Origin of the sequence: Xanthomonas hortorum (genome assembly GCF_040279205.1) — a bacterium.
Taxonomy (GTDB): domain Bacteria; phylum Pseudomonadota; class Gammaproteobacteria; order Xanthomonadales; family Xanthomonadaceae; genus Xanthomonas; species Xanthomonas hortorum_F.
This window is the reverse complement of sequence record NZ_JBEOLS010000015.1, coordinates 21,690-40,578: the sequence shown is the minus strand read 5'-3', so window position 1 is coordinate 40,578 and position 18,889 is coordinate 21,690. Positions and strand designations below refer to the sequence as shown.

Here is an 18,889-nt window from a genome sequence, read left to right as displayed (position 1 = left end):
GAGAGATACTAGCCAGCACTGGCGGCGCCCTCCGCAGCGCGCCGCGGATCTGGATTTGATACGGCATGCCTGACAGCTTTCTCTTCTACGACCTGGAAACCTTCGGCCAGGATCCGCGCCGCACGCGCATCGCGCAGTTCGCCGCTGTGCGCACCGATGCGCAACTGCGCGTGATCGAAGAACCGATCAGTTTCTACGTGCAGCCGGCCGACGATCTGCTGCCCTCCCCGTACGCGACCATGGTCACCGGCATCACCCCGCAGCACGCGCTGCGCGAAGGCATTAGCGAGGCCGAGGCGTTTGCGCGCATTTCCGAACAGATGAGCCGGCCGCAGACCTGCACGCTGGGCTACAACTCGATCCGCTTCGATGACGAGTTCGTGCGCTGCGGTCTGTTCCGCAATTTCTACGATCCCTACGAGCGCGAGTGGCGCGGCGGCAATTCGCGTTGGGATCTGCTCGATGTGTTGCGGCTGGTACATGCACTGCGCCCGGACGGCATCATCTGGCCGCAGCGCGAAGACGGCGCCACCTCGTTCAAGCTCGAACACCTGGCCGATGCCAACGCGGTGCGCGAAGGCGATGCGCACGAGGCGCTGTCGGACGTGTACGCCACCATCGGCATGGCGCGCAGATTCCAGCAACATCAACCGAAATTGTGGGAGTACGCGCTGCGTCTGCGCGACAAGCGCTTTGCGGCGACGTTGCTGGATGTCATCGCCATGCAGCCGGTGCTGCATATTTCGCAGCGCTATCCCGCCTCGCGCATGTGCGCCGCCGCGGTGCTGCCGCTGACGCGCCATCCGCGCATCGACAGCCGCGTGATCGTATTTGACCTGGACGGCGACCCGGAGGTGCTGTTGCGCCTGAGCCCGGATGAGATCGCCGACCGGTTGTATATCCGCGCCGCCGACCTGCCAGAAGGCGAGCAGCGCATTCCGCTGAAAGAAGTGCATCTGAACAAGTCGCCGGCGTTGGTGGCCTGGCAACACTTGCGGGAAGCGGATTTCCAGCGCCTGGGCATCGACCACGATGCGGTGTTGGCCAAAGCCGCGCGCCTGCGCGAACTCGGCCCCGAGCTCGCCGAAAAAGTGCGCCAGGTGTATGGCAACGAGCGCGCTGGGGCACCAGCGGTCAACGACGCCGATGCCTCGCTCTACGACGGCTTCCTGGCCGAAGGCGACAAGCGCCTGCTGGCGCAGGTGCGTGCTAGCGCGCCGGCCGAACTGGGCGCGCTGGAATCGCGCTTTCGCGACCCGCGCCTGGTCGAGCTGCTGTTCCGCTACCGCGCGCGCAACTGGCCGCAAACGCTGTCGTTCGAAGAGCAGGAACGCTGGAACGTGTACCGCCGCCAGCGCCTGCTAGAAGACCGTGGTTTGGGCGAAGTCACGCTCGACCAGTTCCATGCGCAGATCGCGGATTTACGGCTTGCTCACCCCGACGATGCTACCAAGCAAGCCCTACTCGACCAGCTCGCCGCCTGGGGTTTGGACCTCCAACGCACGCTATGACCACCTATTTTTCCGACGCCAGCTTCAAGTTTCTGCGCGCTCTGGCGCGCCACAACGACAAGACCTGGTTCAACGACCACCGGCATCAGTACGAGGCGCACGTGCGCCAGCCGTTTCTGCAGCTCATCACCGACCTGCAGCCGGCGTTGGCCGAGGTCAGCGAACACTATCGCGCCGATCCCAAGACCCAGGGCGGTTCGCTGTTTCGCATCTACCGCGATGCGCGGTTTTCCAACGACAAATCGCCGTACAAGAACTGGCAAGGTGCGCGCCTGTTTCATGAGCGCCGCCGCCAGGTTCCGGCGCCCTCGTTCTACCTCCATCTGCAGCCGGGCGAGAGCTTTGTCGGTGCGGGGTTGTGGCACCCGGAGCCGGATACCCAGCGCAAACTGCGCCAGTTCATTTTCGACAATCCCGCCAACTGGAAAGCGGCCGCATACGAACCCAGACTGCGCCGCAAGTTCGCGCTGGACGACAGCGAAAAACTGGTGCGCGCACCGCGCGGATTTCCCAACGATTTCGAATTCATCGACGATCTCAAGCATCGCAATTGGGCCTATCTGCGGCATCTGGACGACACCATCATGACCGGCCCGCGCCTGCGCCAGACCATCGAAGCGGATCTGGTGGTGCTGGCGCCGTTTGTCGATTATCTGTGCGCCGCCTTGGATCTGGAGTTTTGATGCAGCGCGCAGCGCAGACAGCGATCGCGACTGCACCGGCAAGCGGAGTGCGGCGGGGTTTTTTCGCTAGGTGTTCGCATGTAGCGACGTCTTCCCCGCCACCACCAGCAATGGACTGCGCACCATGAAAAAACGCTGGTTGCTAGTGCCTGTGCTGGCCGTGCTGCTACTGGCCAGTTACGTGGTGGCAGGCCCATATCTGGCCATTCGCGGCATCAGTGAGGCAGTCGCCAATCGCGATGCCGGGCAGCTGGAACGCCACGTGGATTTCCCCAGCCTGCGGGTCAACCTCAAGGCGCAACTGGACGATTATCTGATTCGCCAGGCCGGCAGCAGCATGCAATCGAGTCTGCTCGGTGGGTTCGCGTTGCAGCTTGCCAGTGGCATCAGCGGCGCCGGCGTGGACACGCTGGTGACGCCGCTGGGCATCGGTGCGCTACTGCAAGGCCATAGCGTGTGGAATCGCGTCACTGGCGAGACCGTCAGCCCGGATACCTATGCGGCGCCAGCGCCGGCGCGTCCGCTGCAAGGCGCCGAGCAGCGCTTCGAATCCACCCGCCGCTTCACCGCCACCACGCGCACCGCAACCGGAGCGCCGGTAGTCTTCGTACTGACCCGACAAGGCTTGCGTTGGCGGCTGACCGATATCCAGTTGCCGCTGGCTGACGCCGGCAATCCGCTCACCCCGTAACGGTGCGCTTGCAGGCGCGCTTGTAACTTTCGACATCGCGCACGCTTGCAACGAGTGTCAAACCGCCCAGCTACAGCGGCTTACGCATACCGCCAGGCCCGCTCCATCCACGCCGCCTGCAGCCGCAGCATCGCCGGCCGCAACTGCCGACGCGCCGACCACGGCAACGACGCCAATGCCTGTTCCGCAGTGCCCGGCGTGCGTTTGCCATTCCAGGCGTACAGCACCTGATTGCGCAGATCCGGTTCGGGCAACAGCAGCACCCGCCCATCGAAGACATCGCGCAGCTTGGCCAGATGCCCGGCAAGCGGCACCTGGAACAGGTTCAACGCCAGCACACCGCTGGGTGTCAGCGCAGCGCGGCAATCGGCGTAGAACTCGGGCGTGCACAGCGCGGGCGGAATGCCGTCGGCATCGTAAGCATCCAGCAGCAACAGATCGTAGCGCCCGGCACGCGTGCCGATCCACTGCGCACCATCGCCGTGCGTGACCTCAAGCCTTGCATCGTCGCGCGGCACGGCAAACGCATCGCGCAACGCCAGCACCTGCGCATCGGCGTCCACCGCCTCGATGCGCGTGCTGCGCAGATAACGATGGCAGAACTTGGCCTGCGCGCCGCCGCCGAATCCAATAATGCCGATGCGCTCGGGACGCGGCTGCAGCCATAACGCAGCCAGCATGCCGCGCGTGTACGGCAGCATCAGCCGAGACGGCGCCCAGCGCGACATGCGGGTCTGCACGGTGTCGTCGGCGAAATACAGCTCCAACTGACGCCAGCTGGAGCGCAGCGCGGCACGTGCAGACGGCTTCGGTACGTCGCTCACCTGCTGGGCGGATCGTTGGCCACGCCATGCGGCACATGACCGGCGGCCACATGCTGATGCTGGCGCGCACTGTCGATGTTGTGCTGCGAATCGTCGAAGAAGATATCCGCGCCGAACGCCTCCAAAAACGGCCCCTTGTGGCGCCCACCCAGGAACAAGGCCTCGTCCAGACGCACGCCCCACTCGCGCAGGGTGCGGATCACCCGCTCATGCGCCGGTGCCGAGCGCGCGGTGACCAGCGCGGTGCGGATCGGCGAGGCCTCGCCGGGCGGAAATGCCGCCTGCAGCGTGTGCAACGCAGACAGAAAATTGCGGAACGGGCCGACCGACAGCGGCTCACGCGCGCGTTCGCGTTCATGGCGTCCAAACGCCTCCACGCCCTGCTCGCGCGAAATACGCTCGCTCTCGTCACCGAAGATCACTGCATCGCCGTCGAAGGCGATACGCAGCTGCGTCGGCAAGCGGCTCTCGTCGTTGTCCACGATCGCCGCTGCGGCTTCGGCGCGTTCGCCCGGCGCGCGCGGCATGATGGTCGCCGCCGCAATGCCATGGGTGAGTGCACGCCGCACCGATTCCGGATTGGCCGACAGAAACAGATCGGTGCCGAACGGCTTCACGTATGGCCAGGTCGGCTGACCGGAGGTGAAGGTCGCGCGCACGATGCCCAGGTTGTAGTGCTGGATCGAATTGAAGATGCGCAAGCCGGTATCGGCGGAATTGCGCGAGAGCAGGATCACTTCCACCCGCGGCGCGTCTTCGGGTACATCGTGGTTGAGCGCCAGCAGCTTGCGCACCACCGGGAATGCCACGCCCGGCTCCAGGATGTCGTCCTCATGCTCGCGCTGGAACGCCGAATACGCCTCCACACCATCGGCCTCGAACAGCGCATGACCTTCTTCGAGGTCGAACAGCGCGCGCGAAGTCACCGCGACGGTCAGGAGCCTGGGGGAGTTGTCAGTCATTGTGGGGCCGGGATTAGGGATTCGGGATTGGTTTGGAGCAACAACGAAGGTTTTTGGAGTTGAGATCGCTACGTGCACCGCATCGTACCGTGGGCACGCGCAGGCTCGGCTGCATGCAGCGCTCTGGCTGTTGCCAATCCCGAATCCCGAATGCCCAATCCCCGCCCCTCACACCGCAAACTGCTCGCTGAAAATGCGCTCTTCCAGATTGTGTTCGGGATCGAACAGCAGCGTCACCTGGCGCTGCGTGGATTCGCGAATGGTCACTTCGACCACATCGCGGATCTCGTGCGAGTCGGCGGTGACGCTGACCGGGCGCTTGTACGGGTCCAGCACGCGGAAGCACACTTCGGTATCGGCCTTGAGAATGGCGCCGCGCCAGCGACGCGGGCGATACGGGGCGATCGGCGTCAGTGCCAGCGTGTGCGAGCCCAGCGGCAGAATCGGCCCGTGCGCGGAATAGTTGTACGCGGTGCTGCCGGCCGGCGTGGCGACCATCACCCCGTCGCCGATCAGCTCGGCGATGCGGGTCTGACCATTGAGATCCACGCTCAGATGCGCGGCCTGGCGGGTCTGTCGCAGCAGCGAGACCTCGTTGTAGGCCAGCGACACCGTGCTGGCACCGGACTCGGTCTGCACCTGCATTTCCAGTGGGCGCAGATGCGCCGGCTCGGCACGTTGCAGGCGCGCGAGCAGGTCGTCTTCGTCGTCGCGGTACTGGTTCATCAAAAACCCGACCGAGCCCAGCTTCATGCCGAACACCGGCTTGCTGGCAGCGCCATGCCGGTGCAGGGTCTGCAGCATGAAACCGTCGCCGCCCAGGGCGCAGACGATGTCGGCGGTGGCCAGCGGATGATCGCCATAGCGCTGCACAAGACGGGCGCGCGCGGTCACTGCCGGCTCGGCGTGACTGGCGAGAAAGGCGATGCGGGGTGGTGCGGTCATCGTTGACTCCAAAGCATGCGAATCAGCATACCGCAGCGCTGTGCCGGGCTTGTTGCGGCCACGCCCTGCCCTCGCATGCCCGGCCGCGATTGCGCCTGCGTGATCAGGCGCCGCCGGTGGTGCGGCGCACGGCAGCCAGCCAAGCGCCGGCGATACCAGGCGCGCAATGCGCACACCGCCCGGTCAGACGCGACCAGGCCACTTCATCACGCCGTCAACCGCCACGCCCGATGAATCCGCGCATGCCGTTCGAAATCCGGGTCGATGGTGCGCGGGCTGATTTCCTCGCACTGCGCGAACTCGGCCACCAATTCCTCATCCAGCTTGAAGCGGCGGAAGTTGTTGGAGAAATACAGCACCCCACCCGGCGCCAGCCGCGCCACTGCAGCGCGCAACAGGCGCACATGCTCGCGCTGGATATCGAAGTCTTCCGCGCGTGCGGAATTTGAAAAGGTCGGCGGGTCGCAGAAGATCACGTCGAAATGCGCGCGCTCGGCTTCCAGCCAGGCCAGCGCGTCTGCCTGCACCAGCTTGTGCTTGCTGCCGGCCTGGCCGTTCAGGGCCAGGTTGTCGGCGCACCACTGCAGATAGGTACCGGACAGATCCACGCTGGTGGTGGAGCTCGCACCCGCCACCGCCGCCTGCACACTGGCCACGCCGGTGTAGCAGAACAGATTGAGGAAGCGCCGCCCCTTGGATTGCGTGGCCATGGTGCCGCGCAACGGGCGATGGTCCAGAAACAGCCCGGTATCCAGGTAATCGAACAGATTCACCCGCAGCAGCGCGCCGTGCTCGCGCACATTGATGACCTCATTGCGCTGCTCGAAGCGGCCGTACTTGCTGCCGCCCTTGCCACGCTCGCGCGATTTGAGCGCAACACGCTCGCCCGGCACCTCGAACACCTCGCGCGCGGCGGCCAGCAGTTCGCCCAGACGACGGCGCACATCGGCTTCGGGAATCGTCGCCGGCGCGGCGTATTCCTGCACATGCAGAAACACGCGGCGATCGCCATCGGCTTGCTGATACACGTCGATGGCGGCGGAATATTCCGGCAGATCGGCGTCATAGACGCGGAAGCATTCGATGCCTTCGCGCGCGCGCCACTTCTTGAATTTCTGCAGATTCTTGCGCAAACGATTGGCGACCATCTGCGCGCCTTCGCTGAGCGCGGTCGGTGCGGCCAACGGGGTGCGCCGCGGCACCGCGATCGGGTCGCAGACGATCAACGCGCACTCGATCGCGCCGTTGAACAGCTGGTATTTCTTGCCCGCACGCAGGCCGGTGGCATACGCCAGCTCGGCGTTGCCGCACAGCAGGCTGGCCCGCCATTGCGGCACGGCGCGTTGCAAGGTATCGCCCAGGCGGCGATACAGCGCCGCATCGGCGGCCAGACGCTCGTCGTAAGGCGGATTGCACACCACCACGCCGGTGGCCTGCGGCGGAGTCTGCAGATCGCCCACCTCGCGCACGCCGAACCAGATCGCCTCGGCGACGCCGGCCACCTGCGCATTTTCCTTGGCCGCGCGGATCGCATGCGGGTCCATGTCGCTGCCGTGGATCACCTGCTTGAGCGCGGCGCGGCCGAGACTGTCGCGCTCGCGCGCTTCGCTCACCAGCTGTTGCCAGCCCTCGCGGTCGAAGCCGCGCCAGCGGCTTGGGATATCGCTGCCATAGCGCTGCAGGCCGGGCGCGACATCGGCCGCCATCAGCGCACCTTCGATCAACAAGGTGCCGCTGCCGCACATCGGATCCAGCAAGCCGCCGCCATCGGCGTAGGCGCGCGGCCAGCCGGCGCGCAGCAGCACGGCCGCCGCCAGGTTCTCCTTCAACGGTGCTTCGTTCTGCGCCATGCGCCAGCCGCGCCGATGCAGCGGGCCGCCCCCCAGATCCACCGAAATGGTGGCGCGGCCCTTGCGCAGCGACAAGTTCAGACGCAGATCCGGGCTCTCCAGATCCACCGACGGGCGCTCCAGGCCCTGCCGGCGCATGGTGTCGACCACCGCGTCCTTGATGCGCTGCGCCGCATAGCGGGCATGCGTGATCGCAGTGCCGGAGACATGCGCATCCACCGACAGCGTATGGCCGACAGACAGATGCTCGTCCCAGGGCAACTCGGAAACGCCGGCATACAGCGCGTCTTCGTCCGGGCAATCGAACTCGTTCAACGGCCACAGCACGCGGCTGGCCAGGCGCGACCAGAGGACGGCGCGCTGCGCGTCGCGCATCTCGCCTTCGACATTGACGCCGGAGATGGTGGCGGTGGCCTTGCTGGCGCCGAGCGACAGCAGCTCGTCGGCAAGCAGGTATTCCAGGCCCTTGGCACAGGATGCGAAGAATTTCACGTAGGCAGGTATCGATGGAGACGCTGGCCGTCGTGGCGAGCGTGAGAGCAGGACGCTGGGCCGGCGCCTTAGAGGGCAATGCCGTGGCCGCTGCGGGCGGGGCGCAAATGGTCGGCCATCGGCGCCGGCTTTACCAGCCCGGCGGCCGGATCGCCCGCTGTGCGGTTCACCACGGTGCCAGCCGCCATTGTGGCTGCGCAGTATCCAGGCGCTGCTGCAAACCCAGCCGCTGCAGGAAGGCGGCATCGTGCGAGGCGACGATTAGCGCACCGTTGTAGCCGCGCAGCAGCGCTTCGACCGCCTCCACCGAGGCCAGATCCAGATGGTTGGTCGGCTCGTCCAGCAACAACAATTGTGCCGGCTGCGCCCGGTACAGCACGCAGGCCAGCGCCGCCTTGAGCCGCTGGCCGCCGCTGAGCTGGCCGGTGGGCAGGTCGGCACGCGTCTGGTCCAGCCCCAGCAGTGCCAGCCGTAGCCGCTGTGCGTGGGCTGGTGCGCCCGGGTTGGCAGCGTACAGTTGCGCAGCGGCCGAGCGCGCCGGGTCCAGCAGCCCCAGGTCCTGATCCAGATACGCCACCGGCACATGCACCTCGCAATGTCCTGCGCTCGGCTGCAGGTGCCCGGCCAACAAGCGCAGCAACGAGGACTTGCCGCTGCCATTGGGGCCGACCAGGCCAATCCGCGCCTGCCCCTGCAACAACAGATCCACCCGACGCCCGCCGAGCCGATCGTCGGCCAGTTCCACCTGCTCCAGCGTGGCCAACCGTCGCGACGCGCCGGCGGGCGCTGCCGGCGCCAACACGGCGATCGCGGGATCGGCCTCCACCTGCGCTGCGGCCTGCACCACCGCCTCGCTCAGCCGTGCCTGTTCGGCCTGACGCTGCTGCTGTAGCCGCCCGGCGCTGTTTTCGCTGCGTTGCTTCTGCCCGCCGAGCAGGATCGCCGCTTGATTGGCCTGACCGGCAGCACGCGCGCCGCGTGCCTGGCGTTGTTGCTGACGCTGCTGCTGCTCGCGCAGCGCCTGCTCGCCGCGTGCGCGTGCGTGTTTGCGCTCGGCCAGCAGATCGCTGGCCGCCTGCCGTTCCAGCGCGCGTTGCCGGGCATAGAACGCGTGATTGCCGCCATAACTGCGCAGCCCGTGCGGCGACAGTTCCAGGATGCGCTGCATCGCCTCGAGCAAGCTGCGGTCATGGCTGATCACCACCAGGCCACCGCTCCACGCCTGCAGGTGATCCATCAGCCGCTGGCGTTGCGGGCCATCCAGATGATTGCTGGGCTCATCCAGAATCAACAGGTCCGGCTGGGTCAGAAATGCACCGGCCAACGCCACGCGCATCGCTTCGCCGCCGCTGAGTTGCGCCGCCGGTGCATATGGATCGCGCCCGCCCAGGCCTTGTCGCTCCAGTTCTGCGGCAAATTGCGCATGCGCGCTCCAGCGCTCGCCAACCAGGTCGAAATCGGCTGGCGCCACGCTGCCAGCAGCGATCCTGTCCAGCGCGTCCAGCAGCGGCGCAATGCCCGCCAACTCGGCAATGGTTTGTCCAGGCGCAACGCTCACCCGCTGCGGCAGGTAATGCACGCTGCCGCTGCGCACGCAGCGCCCGGCACTGGGCAGCAACTCACCGGCCAACAGGCGCGCAAGCACACTCTTGCCAACGCCATTGCGCCCGACCAGGCCAGTAGGGCGCTGGTCGATGTGAATCGTCAGATCAGAAAACAGCGGGCTGCCATCGGGCAGCAGATACGCAACGCTTTCCAGCGTCAGCGACGAACAGGTCATACGTGTCTCCATTGCATGCCAGCACACGCGCCGATCCAACCGGACCAGCAGCGGGTCAGGCCGTCATCACGACGGCGGCATCAATGGCGCATTGGACCAATCCTCAGACAGTGGACAACGCAGCAGAGTTTAAGTCAGCGCTCCCTGCAAACGGAACCCGGGGCAGTACGCGATGTTGCCGACTCATCGAGCCAATGGCTTCTGCGCCATCACCGTCGGAAATATGCTGGCGGCGTCGTCGATAAACCGGATATCGGTAAACCCGGCGCTTTCCAGCTGCAGACGGGTGTGTGCATGGGTCCGGAACGAGGCCCAGCGCGCCTGTACGATCTCGGCGAATATCTGGTTCTGCAGGGTCAGTGCCTCCGCGTCAATGTTCTCCAACTTCCACGGCGACTCGGCAGAGATGCTCGGCGGCGGAGTCAGAAAACTTGCGACCAGCACGCCACCTGGCGTCAGTCGTTCGAAAAAGGCGCGATACAGCGCGATCACGCGCCCGTCGTCCGGCTCGTAGATATTCAGACCATTACTCGTCAGCACATCCACCTCATCGCCAGGGCCGGGTGTCCATGCGTCCTCAAGACGCAGCGAAAGCTGCCCCTCCAGCCCATGCTGCCGTGCGAGTTGGAGCGCCCCTTCCAAGGCCTGCGGATCCAGGTCGATGCCGATCAGGCGCACGTCCGGGCACTCACGGTAGTCCAGCGTCAACAGCTCCCCCATCCACCCACAGGGCACCGATGCCAGCGTCATGCCTGGCCGCAGCAGCCCCTGCAGCTGCTGCCTGAAGATGCCGAACCGTTCGCGGGTAGCCAGCGCCGCAGGCGCCTTCTCGAAGATATGACGTTCCATCGCCGACATCGAATCGCTCGGCTGTGCATCAGGGCGATACGTCACCATCTGATGGGTCCAATAGGCATTCAGCCCACGATTTCTGAGCAGAAACCGACCAAACTCGATCGACCAGAGCGCATCGACCAGACCGATCAAACGTTGAACCACCGCATCGGATCGATCGCCGGTCTGACGCAGACGCGATTTGATTGATGCCAGCAAAGCGGTATCGTCCTGGTGATCGCTACCGTGGGAAATCAGTCGGCCCGCATGCGTGGCCTGACCCAGGTCTTCATCATCGCGTTGCATCTTCCACCTCGACAGGAGAGCGCCATTGCAGCTCCCGCAATGCTGCGATCCCTGCCGGCGTCCTGGCGTCTCGATAGCGATTGAAGATGCCGCCGAGCGAACTGCACTGGCGCAGATCTCGGCAACGGGTCGATAGAGGCTCGACTCAACCCAGCCCGAAGGCCGGGTGATAAGACACATCGGCCAGCGGCAGCAACCGATCGCCGAATGCCAGCGCCTGCAGCTCGGACACCGGGACGTCGGGCAACACCAGGCCCGGCTCCACCGCAAACCCCAGACGCTTAAAAAATGCCGGTTCGCCCAGTGCCAGACAACCGGCTGCACCGCGCTCGCGCAAGTTCGCCAGTGCAGATTGCACCAGGCGCGTGCCCAGGCCCTGGCGCTGATGCCCCGGCCCGATCGCCAGCGGACCCAGCGCGTACCAGCCAGGCGAGTCGTCCGACAACGACACCGGCGATACCGCCAGATGCCCGACCACATAGCCGTCGTGGTCGGCCACCAACGACAACGCCAGCGCGCCGTCGTTGCGCAACGCGGCAATCACGTGTTGCTCGTCATGGCGGCTGTGTTCGGAGCGCATGAACGCGACCATCGTCAGCAGTTCGATCGCTGCGGCATCGCCGTCGCTCGCTTCGCGGATCAATACATCCATCGGTAACTCCGCATGCAGCACGCAATCGAGTGCGAACGCATCACAGGCTCTGCAACAATTCGGCGAACGCGCGCGCCGACGCATCCACATGCGACGCCAGCCGGTGTTCGTCGTCGACCAGCAACAAGCGCGCATTGCGCGCCTGCGCCCAGGCGATCACATCGGCAGCGGGAATCAGTTCATCGCGCCAGGCATGCACGATCGAAATCGGCACGGCCGCCGCATCCAGCGTCGGCAACGGGCCCATCCTGGTCGGCGGTACCATCAAAAACAGCCCGCGCGTTGGCACCTGCAACGACACCTGCGCAGCGATATACGACCCCAGGCTGGATCCGACCAACACCAGCGGCCCCTTGTCGGACGCCGCACGCGCAATCTGCAGCAAACGCTGCAACCGGCCCTGCACATCGCCGAGCGAACTCACCTCGCGGCGCGCATCCAGATCGGTGTAATCCGGGCGCTCGTGGGTCCAGCCCAACTGCTCGGCGACGTCGGCCAGTGCGGTGACTTTCAGCGCGTCGGGGCCACTTTCGAACCCGTGCGACAGGATGCAATGACCGCGGCTCATAGCGCCTGCACCGTATCGCCGATGCGCAGCACGCCGCCACGCAGGATGCGCGCGCACAGCCCGCCATGCCCGCGCATCGCGTTGTAGCCGCCCGCACCCAGCGCATCTTCCATGCGCGAGCACGGGTCGCACGGATCGGTGCCTTCCAGCTCGACCTCGCCGATACGAAAGCGCCGCCCTTTCAAGGCGATCAGCGGGATGCCGGACACCACCAGATTGCGCCGCAACGTGGCCGGCGCGATTGTCGCGTGACCGGCCAGGGCGGCGATCACCGGCAGATGCTCGGCCTGGATCAAGGTCAGCCCACGCTTGCCGCTGCCGCCTTTATAGCGGTCGCCCACCAAACCAATACCGGTGGTGGCCTGCGCCGCATCCACCGCGATCATGTCCACGTCGCGTGCCGGGCGTACACCGATCCAGGTCACCTGACCGATCTGCGGCAGCGTTGCCATCAATTTGCCCAAAGGGCTGTCGGGATTCAAAGCCATCGTCGAATGCTAGCATCCGCCCCATGTCCGATGCCGTCCTTCCGTCTCCGCCGATCACCTACGCGCCGTTGTCCTACGAATCGCGACTGGCGCGACGCGCGCTCACACAGATCAACATGGTGGTCATCCACTGTACCGAATTGCCCGACATGGCGATGGCGCGCGAATACGGCGAACGCGTGCTCTACGACAGCGGCACAGGCAACAGCGGCCATTACTACATCGACCGCAACGGCAGCATCCAGCAATACGTCGCGCTCGAGCGCGTGGCACATCACGTGCGCGGCCATAACCCGCATACGCTGGGCATCGAACTGGTCAATAGCGGCCGCTATCCGCATTGGCTGGACTCGCGTTACCAGGTCATGACCGAGCCCTATTCCAACGCCCAGATCGTCGCGCTGATCACCCTGCTGCAATGGCTACAACAGCAGCTGCCATCGGTCAGCCGCATCGCCGGTCATCAGGCACTGGACACCACCCAGGAAGCGGCCAGCGACGATCCGTCGCGCAAGATCCAGCGCAAGCTCGACCCCGGCCCCATGTTTCCATGGCCGCGCATCGAAGCGGCCGTGACGTGGTCGCACACGCCGCGCTAAACGCTGCGCTCAGCGCTCCGGCACGCGGTAGGTTTTCTCGCCTGCATTCACTGCGACATCCAGCCGATTTTCCGGTGGCGCGATCGGGCAGACCACGTGCGGCGTCAACGCGCAGGGCGGATTTTCGGCCAGATTGAAGTCCAGCACGATGCGGCCGTCGCGTGGCGCGTCGGTGTAGAGATAACGCGCACCGCCATAACTTTCCTTGCCGCTGGTGCGGTCGGCGAACAGGAAAAACAGGCCTTCTCCGTCCTCCTGCGCCAGCGCCTGCAGGCGGTACTCGTGGCCATGGCGCGAAAACACCGCTTCGCCCGGTATATCGACCGTGAGCGGGGTGCCGATCGAGGTCAACAAGGTGGTCGTGCGTGGCGTGGAATAGGCCTCCCAGCGCGCCTGGAGGCGCCACCGCGGATCGGTTGGGAAATAGTCCAGCCCATCGACTTGGGTCAGCGCCGGCGCAGCCGGATCGCGAAAACGCCAGCCGAACAAACTGCCGGTCTGCACCAGATAGAACTGCCGGCCCTCTACGTCCAGGCGATCGCCACGCTGCCCTGCCCGCTCCGGTTCCAACATGACGCGATCGATGCGCTTCCCGTTCAAGGTCACCGGCGCACCGGCGGCCGCTTCAAAGTGCACACGGCCATCGGTGTCCAGCGTCAGCTGCCCCAACTGCGCGGGACCGGCCGGCAACACGATGTCGCTCTGCGGATCGCTGCCCACCCGGTACTGGCCAGCCCGCACGCGACCGGAGCCGGTGTAGCTCAACCAACCGTCGGGGGCCCGCAACTGCGTCAAACGCTGTGCACGCGCACGTTCAAGCGCAACCTGATACACCGCGTTCTCATCGCTTTGTCCGCGACCGGCCAGACGCGCATCGTTGACGCCAGTGGTCGACCCCGCCGAGCACGCAGCCATCGACCACGCCGCGACGCAGAGTGCGCCGATCTGTAACTGCAACCGCATGAGTCACCCAACACTGCGAGAAACTGCGCTCCGCGCAGCGAACCTGCGTCCCCACAGGTCACCGTTCCTGTCGCTATTGTGCCTGCAATCGGTCAGGCAGTGGTCGCGACCGGACGTGCCGGGTCCTGCACCCAGCCGCTCCACGAGCCGGCGTAGACACGCACGCCAGACAGACCGGCCACTTCCAATGCCAGCAGCAAATGGCAGGCAGTCACGCCCGATCCGCACATCACCACCGCGTGCTCGGGTGGAGTTGCACCCAGCAGCGCAGACAGCTCCGCACGTAATTCGTCTGCCGGCTTGAAACGGCCATCGCGCAGGCTCACACCCAATGGGCGACTCACCGCACCAGGCACATGCCCGGCCACCGGATCGACCGGCTCCACCTCGCCGCAAAAACGCTCGCCGGCACGCGCATCCAGCAGCCATCCCGGCGCCTGATCCAGACGCGCCAGAAGTTGCTCGGCCTCGACCACCGCATCGCTGTCGAAACTGCCCGGATACGCCGCGCCAGCGTGCAATGCAGGCGGTTCGGTACGTTCCGGCAATCCGGCAGCGCGCCACGTGGCCAATCCGCCATCCAGTACCGCCACGCGACGATGCCCCATCAATCGCAGCATCCACCACGCACGCGCGGCGGCCATGCTGCCGTCGGCAGCGTCGTAGACCACGACCTGACTGTCGGGATCGATGCCCCATTCGCCCAGCCGCTTGGCGAAGGCCGCGCTGTGCGGCAGCGGATGCCGCCCCTGACCAGGCCGCGACAGATCGGCCAGATCATCGTTGAGATCGGCGTAATGTGCGCCCGGCAAATGTCCCTGCGCATACGCGTTGCGCGCTGCATCCGGGTCCGGCGCAGTCGGCGGCGCGGCGCGGGCGTCCAGCAGCCGTAGCTGTGGATGGTGCAGCGCGGCCGCCAAGGTGGCGCTATCGACCAGCGTGGTCCAGTCGGGATTGGCACTCATGCAACCTGCTCCAGGCGACGACGAAGATTGAGAAGAATGGCCGCAGTGGCGCCCCAGATACGCTGGCCCGGCCAATCGTACTCGAGCACACGGCGTGGCCGGCCGCGGAACTCCAGCTCCACGCTGCGCAGATTGTCCGGGTCCATCAGATACGCCAACGGCACTTCGAACACATCGGCCACTTCGTCCGGCTGCGGCACCGCCACGAACGCCGGGTCGATCACTGCAACCACCGGCGTCACGCGAAACCCGCTCACGGTCAAAAACGGATCCAGATAACCCAACGCATGCACTTGATCTGCGCCGAGCGCGATCTCTTCGCAACTCTCGCGCAGCGCCGCAGCCGCCGCATCGGCATCGGAGGGCTCAATCCGCCCACCGGGAAAACTGACCTGCCCGGCGTGATGACGCAGGCTGTCGGTGCGTCGGGTCAGCAGCACCATGCTGCCGTGCTCGCGTGGAATCAGACCGCACAACACCGCCGCTTCGGCAGAGGCGCCGCCTTCGGTCAGATCGATCAATTCGGCATGGTTCCAACCCGGCCCATCGGGCGCGGTGTCCAGCGGATACAGGGCACGCCGCAGCTGCGCGCATTCGGGCAGCCGTGCCGCCAGTGCGCGCGCAGGCAGAACCGTCTGCAGATATGTCTGGTGTTCGGCGTCGCTCATGCTCATCCAGCGTGCAATTTCATCCAGGCTGCGCAGGCAGCCGACACAGTGCGACTGCGCGTCCAACGAACATACACCGATACATGGGCTGGGCAGACTGCCGTCGTTCGAATCGGTGTCGGTCATCGCTCGCTCCTGCCGCCCCGCATCGTCAAGACCTCCAACCGACTTTTGCGCTCGCGCATGTCCGGTGGACCCAAACGACAACGCCGGCCTGGTGGCCGGCGTTGTCACAGCAACATCAAACGCAATTACTTGACGCTGACCAGCTTGATCTCGAACTGCACGGCCACGTTCGGCGGGAACGGCGTACGCGGGTCGGCACCATAGGCCTTCTCCGGCGGCAGGGTCACTTCCCACTTCGAGCCGGCCGGCATCTGCAGCAGTGTATCGCGCATGGCCTGCATCTCGACTTCGCTGACCTTGATGGCCGGAATCTGCTGCGCCGGACGTGCCTTCTCGCGATCGCCGAAGGGGAACGGACCGGCCACTTCCAGCTGCACGGTGCTGGCCTGGGTCGGCTTGGCACCCTTGCCGGCTTCGATCACGCGGTACTGCACGCCGCTCGGCAGCGTCTGCACGCCGGCGGTGCCCTTGTTCTTGGCCAGGAACTGGTCGCTCTTGGTCTTGTTGGCAGCGGCAGCCTTGTCGTACTCGGCCTTGGCCTGCTGGGCACGGCCCTGCTCACGCTTCTGGAACGCCTCGACGGCCGGCTTCAGCTGATCGGCAGTGATCGACGGCTGCTTCTTGGCATAGGCGTCTTGCAGACCCTTCACCACCGCATTGATGTCGAGCTGCTCGCCGCGACCGGTGAGCTCGGCGAGGTTGTTGCCGTAGTCATAGCCGAAGTAGTAGCTCAACTTGCCTTTCTCGGACGTTGTGTCCTGGGCCAGTGCATTGCCCGTCAGGGCCAGGGCCGCCACAGCGACCGCGATAGAACGCAACTTCATCAAACAATTCTCCAGGGTGGTGGCACAGGACGGGTCTGCCGCCTGAGATGACGCGCTAGGATAGCGGCCGCGATACCGAACCGCTACTTATCACGAAAGCTATGACCAGCAAGGCTTTCGGAAGTTCCGTATTTACTAATTTTTTACGTTCGTAAGGATTTCCATGTCCAATCACGTCATTCTGATCGCCGATCACGCCAGTGTACGGACGATCACGGTCAATCGACCGGACAAACTGAACGCCTTGAACCAGGACACGATGCGGGCGCTGGATCAGGCGTTTCAGGATGCCGCCAGCGCGGATGACGTGCGCGTGGTGGTTCTCACCGGCGCGGGCCCGAAAGCCTTCGTGGCCGGCGCGGATATCGCCGAAATGCGCGATCTGTCGGCCATGCAGGGGCGCGAGTTCTCGCTGCTCGGCCAGCAGCTGATGCGCCGGATCGAGCGCATGCCCAAGCCGGTGATTGCGATGATCAATGGATTTGCGCTGGGCGGCGGACTGGAGTTGGCGATGGCCTGCCATCTACGCATTGCCGCAGCCACCGCGCGCCTGGGCCAGCCGGAAATCAATCTCGGCCTGATCCCCGGCTTTGGCGGCACCCAGCGGCTGTTGCGCCTGACCGGTCGTGCTGCTGCGCTTGAACTGTGTCTGCTTGGCCAGCCGATTGATGCAGCGCGCGCATTGCAGCTGGGCCTGCTCAACCGCGTGGTCGAGCCGGAGGCGCTGCAGGAAGAAACACTCGCCTTGGCCCAGCGCCTGGCCGCTGCTGCACCGCTCGCATTGCGCGGCATTCTGGATGCGGTGGTGTTCGGCGGCGAATGCGCGATCGAAGAAGGCTTACAGCTGGAAACCGCACAGTTTGCGCTGTTGTTCGCCAGCGACGACATGCGCGAAGGCACCCGCGCCTTTCTCGAAAAACGCCCCGCACACTTTCTCAATCGCTGATCGATTCGCCATGACGTCTGACCCCATACCGGTATCACGTCCCCTGCCGCTGCAACTATTCGATTGCGTGCAAGCCGACGATCTCGACGGCGCGCTGGCGCTCGGCCTGATGGAGTACCTGCCCGATCCACACGACGACCTGCTGGACCCGGCCTGCCCGCAGCTACGCGCCGTATTGCTCGCCGCACAACAGCGCCTGCGTGATGCCTGGGCCGCACGCGAACGCTACCGCGCACGCGCAGCGCGCCTGCAACGCCGCGCTGCCGAACGCGATGCTCGCCGCACGCCCGCACCAGCACCCAGCCAACCCGTCGCTGCCGCATTGCCGCCGTTGGCCGCCGCCATCCTGGCGCGCGCCAAGGCCAAGGCCGCAGGTGGAACACAACCATGAACGCGATCCGCCCCACCCTGCCGGCACGTCGCGGCAGCATCATGCGCAAGCCCGAAGTGCAGGAAATGTTCGAGCGCCTGCGCGAACTCAACCCGCACCCGACTACCGAGCTGGAATACACCACCCCGTTCGAGTTATTGATCGCCGTGCTGCTTTCGGCGCAAGCCACCGACGTCGGCGTCAACAAGGCCACCCGCAAGCTGTACCCGGTTGCCAATACGCCGCGCGACATTCTCGATCTCGGCGAAGAAGGCCTGAAGCGCTACATCGCCACCATCGGTCTGTTCAACGCCAAGGCCAAGAACGTCATTGCCACGTGCCGTATTTTGCTCGAGCAATACGCTGGCGAAGTCCCGCACGACCGCGCCGCGCTGGAAGCATTACCCGGCGTCGGACGCAAGACCGCAAATGTCGTGCTCAATACCGCATTCGGCGAGCCCACCATGGCGGTGGACACGCATATCTTCCGCGTAGCCAATCGCACCGGACTTGCGCCGGGCAAGGATGTGCGCGTGGTCGAAGACAAACTGGTGAAGGTCATTCCTGCGGAGTTTCTGCACGACGCGCATCACTGGCTCATCCTGCATGGCCGCTACGTCTGCAAGGCACGCAAACCGGATTGCCCGGCCTGTGTGATCCACGACCTGTGCCGCTATCGCGACAAGACCGTGGCGCCTGCCGAGCGGCCAGCACCTTTGCGCAGCTGAGGTGCTCCCACTCAAACGTGGCTGAGACGATCTAGCAAGACCATCGACGACTGCGCAGCGCCCAGCCGCACCAGTTGCATCGTATCGGCACCGCAAACCCAGGCTTTTTACGAA

The 18,889-nt window shown here is 65.4% G+C and carries 20 protein-coding genes; 7 read left to right on the top strand and 13 right to left on the bottom strand.

Translation table 11 applies throughout. The annotated features are described in order from the left end of the window. Nucleotides 1-65: 65 nt before the first annotated feature. The 3 genes from sbcB (at nucleotide 66) to ABS769_RS08575 (ending at nucleotide 2,885) form a co-directional block, all read left to right on the top strand. Nucleotides 66-1,511: an exodeoxyribonuclease I gene (gene sbcB, locus ABS769_RS08585; RefSeq protein WP_317061603.1), complete on the top strand. Its 1,446-nt coding sequence runs from the start codon at nucleotides 66-68 to the stop codon at nucleotides 1,509-1,511. Continuing rightward, nucleotides 1,508-2,194 carry a DUF2461 domain-containing protein gene (locus tag ABS769_RS08580; RefSeq protein ID WP_229011494.1) on the top strand — a complete coding sequence of 229 codons (687 nt, stop codon included), beginning with the start codon at nucleotides 1,508-1,510 and terminating at the stop codon, nucleotides 2,192-2,194. The genes sbcB and ABS769_RS08580 overlap by 4 nt, the downstream gene beginning before the upstream one ends. A gap of 124 nt (nucleotides 2,195-2,318) precedes the next feature. Continuing rightward, nucleotides 2,319-2,885, top strand: coding sequence for a DUF2939 domain-containing protein (locus ABS769_RS08575; RefSeq protein WP_023903612.1), 567 nt, complete (start codon nucleotides 2,319-2,321; stop codon nucleotides 2,883-2,885). Between the two features lie 80 nt (nucleotides 2,886-2,965). On the opposite strand, the gene ABS769_RS08570 is transcribed toward ABS769_RS08575, so the two are convergent. From ABS769_RS08570 to ABS769_RS08530, 9 genes are all read right to left on the bottom strand, one after another. Beyond that, complete coding sequence (locus ABS769_RS08570; protein ID WP_317061602.1) at nucleotides 2,966-3,709, bottom strand: transferase; 744 nt, start codon at nucleotides 3,707-3,709, stop codon at nucleotides 2,966-2,968. Continuing rightward, a complete protein-coding gene (locus ABS769_RS08565; protein WP_006450285.1) occupies nucleotides 3,706-4,671 on the bottom strand; it encodes a 5'-nucleotidase in 966 nt (321 codons plus the stop codon). The genes ABS769_RS08570 and ABS769_RS08565 overlap by 4 nt, the downstream gene beginning before the upstream one ends. 168 nt (nucleotides 4,672-4,839) lie before the next feature. Then, on the bottom strand, nucleotides 4,840-5,616 hold the full coding sequence (locus ABS769_RS08560; protein ID WP_317061601.1) for an NAD kinase: 777 nt from the start codon (nucleotides 5,614-5,616) through the stop codon (nucleotides 4,840-4,842). 206 nt (nucleotides 5,617-5,822) lie between these two features. After that, nucleotides 5,823-7,958, bottom strand: coding sequence for a bifunctional 23S rRNA (guanine(2069)-N(7))-methyltransferase RlmK/23S rRNA (guanine(2445)-N(2))-methyltransferase RlmL (rlmKL, locus tag ABS769_RS08555; protein WP_317061600.1), 2,136 nt, complete (start codon nucleotides 7,956-7,958; stop codon nucleotides 5,823-5,825). Between the two features lie 166 nt (nucleotides 7,959-8,124). Continuing rightward, the gene (locus ABS769_RS08550) at nucleotides 8,125-9,738 is read right to left on the bottom strand and encodes an ABC-F family ATP-binding cassette domain-containing protein (protein WP_317061599.1); all 1,614 of its coding nucleotides are present in this window, start codon (nucleotides 9,736-9,738) and stop codon (nucleotides 8,125-8,127) included. 183 nt (nucleotides 9,739-9,921) lie between these two features. Then, on the bottom strand, nucleotides 9,922-10,878 hold the full coding sequence (locus tag ABS769_RS08545; RefSeq protein WP_317061598.1) for an SAM-dependent methyltransferase: 957 nt from the start codon (nucleotides 10,876-10,878) through the stop codon (nucleotides 9,922-9,924). Nucleotides 10,879-11,023: 145 nt separating this feature from the next. Then, on the bottom strand, nucleotides 11,024-11,530 hold the full coding sequence (locus ABS769_RS08540) for a GNAT family N-acetyltransferase (RefSeq protein ID WP_317061597.1): 507 nt from the start codon (nucleotides 11,528-11,530) through the stop codon (nucleotides 11,024-11,026). Nucleotides 11,531-11,570: 40 nt separating this feature from the next. Further along, on the bottom strand, nucleotides 11,571-12,098 hold the full coding sequence (locus ABS769_RS08535) for a YqiA/YcfP family alpha/beta fold hydrolase (protein WP_317061596.1): 528 nt from the start codon (nucleotides 12,096-12,098) through the stop codon (nucleotides 11,571-11,573). Then, a complete protein-coding gene (locus ABS769_RS08530) occupies nucleotides 12,095-12,586 on the bottom strand; it encodes an MOSC domain-containing protein (protein WP_317061595.1) in 492 nt (163 codons plus the stop codon). Before ABS769_RS08530 ends, ABS769_RS08535 begins: the two co-directional genes overlap by 4 nt. Before the next feature lie 23 nt (nucleotides 12,587-12,609). On the opposite strand from ABS769_RS08530, the gene ABS769_RS08525 reads away from it, so the two are divergent. Then, nucleotides 12,610-13,185 carry an N-acetylmuramoyl-L-alanine amidase gene (locus ABS769_RS08525; protein WP_317061594.1) on the top strand — a complete coding sequence of 192 codons (576 nt, stop codon included), beginning with the start codon at nucleotides 12,610-12,612 and terminating at the stop codon, nucleotides 13,183-13,185. A gap of 9 nt (nucleotides 13,186-13,194) precedes the next feature. Here ABS769_RS08525 and ABS769_RS08520 read toward each other — a convergent pair whose 3' ends face one another. The 4 genes from ABS769_RS08520 to ABS769_RS08505 form a co-directional block, all read right to left on the bottom strand. Further along, on the bottom strand, nucleotides 13,195-14,148 hold the full coding sequence (locus ABS769_RS08520; RefSeq protein WP_317061593.1) for a DUF1684 domain-containing protein: 954 nt from the start codon (nucleotides 14,146-14,148) through the stop codon (nucleotides 13,195-13,197). A gap of 92 nt (nucleotides 14,149-14,240) precedes the next feature. Further along, nucleotides 14,241-15,113, bottom strand: coding sequence for a sulfurtransferase (locus ABS769_RS08515; RefSeq protein ID WP_317061592.1), 873 nt, complete (start codon nucleotides 15,111-15,113; stop codon nucleotides 14,241-14,243). Continuing rightward, nucleotides 15,110-15,907 carry a CoA pyrophosphatase gene (locus ABS769_RS08510; protein ID WP_317061591.1) on the bottom strand — a complete coding sequence of 266 codons (798 nt, stop codon included), beginning with the start codon at nucleotides 15,905-15,907 and terminating at the stop codon, nucleotides 15,110-15,112. The genes ABS769_RS08515 and ABS769_RS08510 overlap by 4 nt, the downstream gene beginning before the upstream one ends. 125 nt (nucleotides 15,908-16,032) lie before the next feature. Beyond that, a complete protein-coding gene (locus ABS769_RS08505; protein WP_006450296.1) occupies nucleotides 16,033-16,731 on the bottom strand; it encodes an FKBP-type peptidyl-prolyl cis-trans isomerase N-terminal domain-containing protein in 699 nt (232 codons plus the stop codon). 163 nt (nucleotides 16,732-16,894) lie between these two features. Between ABS769_RS08505 and ABS769_RS08500 the strand changes: the two genes are divergently transcribed. From ABS769_RS08500 to nth, 3 genes are read left to right on the top strand one after another with little or no spacing between them, the layout of a single operon-like run. Continuing rightward, entirely contained in the window at nucleotides 16,895-17,677 is a 783-nt protein-coding gene (locus tag ABS769_RS08500) for an enoyl-CoA hydratase-related protein (RefSeq protein WP_006450297.1), read from the top strand. 10 nt (nucleotides 17,678-17,687) lie between these two features. Beyond that, nucleotides 17,688-18,068, top strand: coding sequence for a hypothetical protein (locus ABS769_RS08495; RefSeq protein ID WP_317061590.1), 381 nt, complete (start codon nucleotides 17,688-17,690; stop codon nucleotides 18,066-18,068). Continuing rightward, nucleotides 18,065-18,775: an endonuclease III gene (gene nth / locus ABS769_RS08490; protein WP_317061589.1), complete on the top strand. Its 711-nt coding sequence runs from the start codon at nucleotides 18,065-18,067 to the stop codon at nucleotides 18,773-18,775. The genes ABS769_RS08495 and nth overlap by 4 nt, the downstream gene beginning before the upstream one ends. Nucleotides 18,776-18,889: the final 114 nt, after the last annotated feature.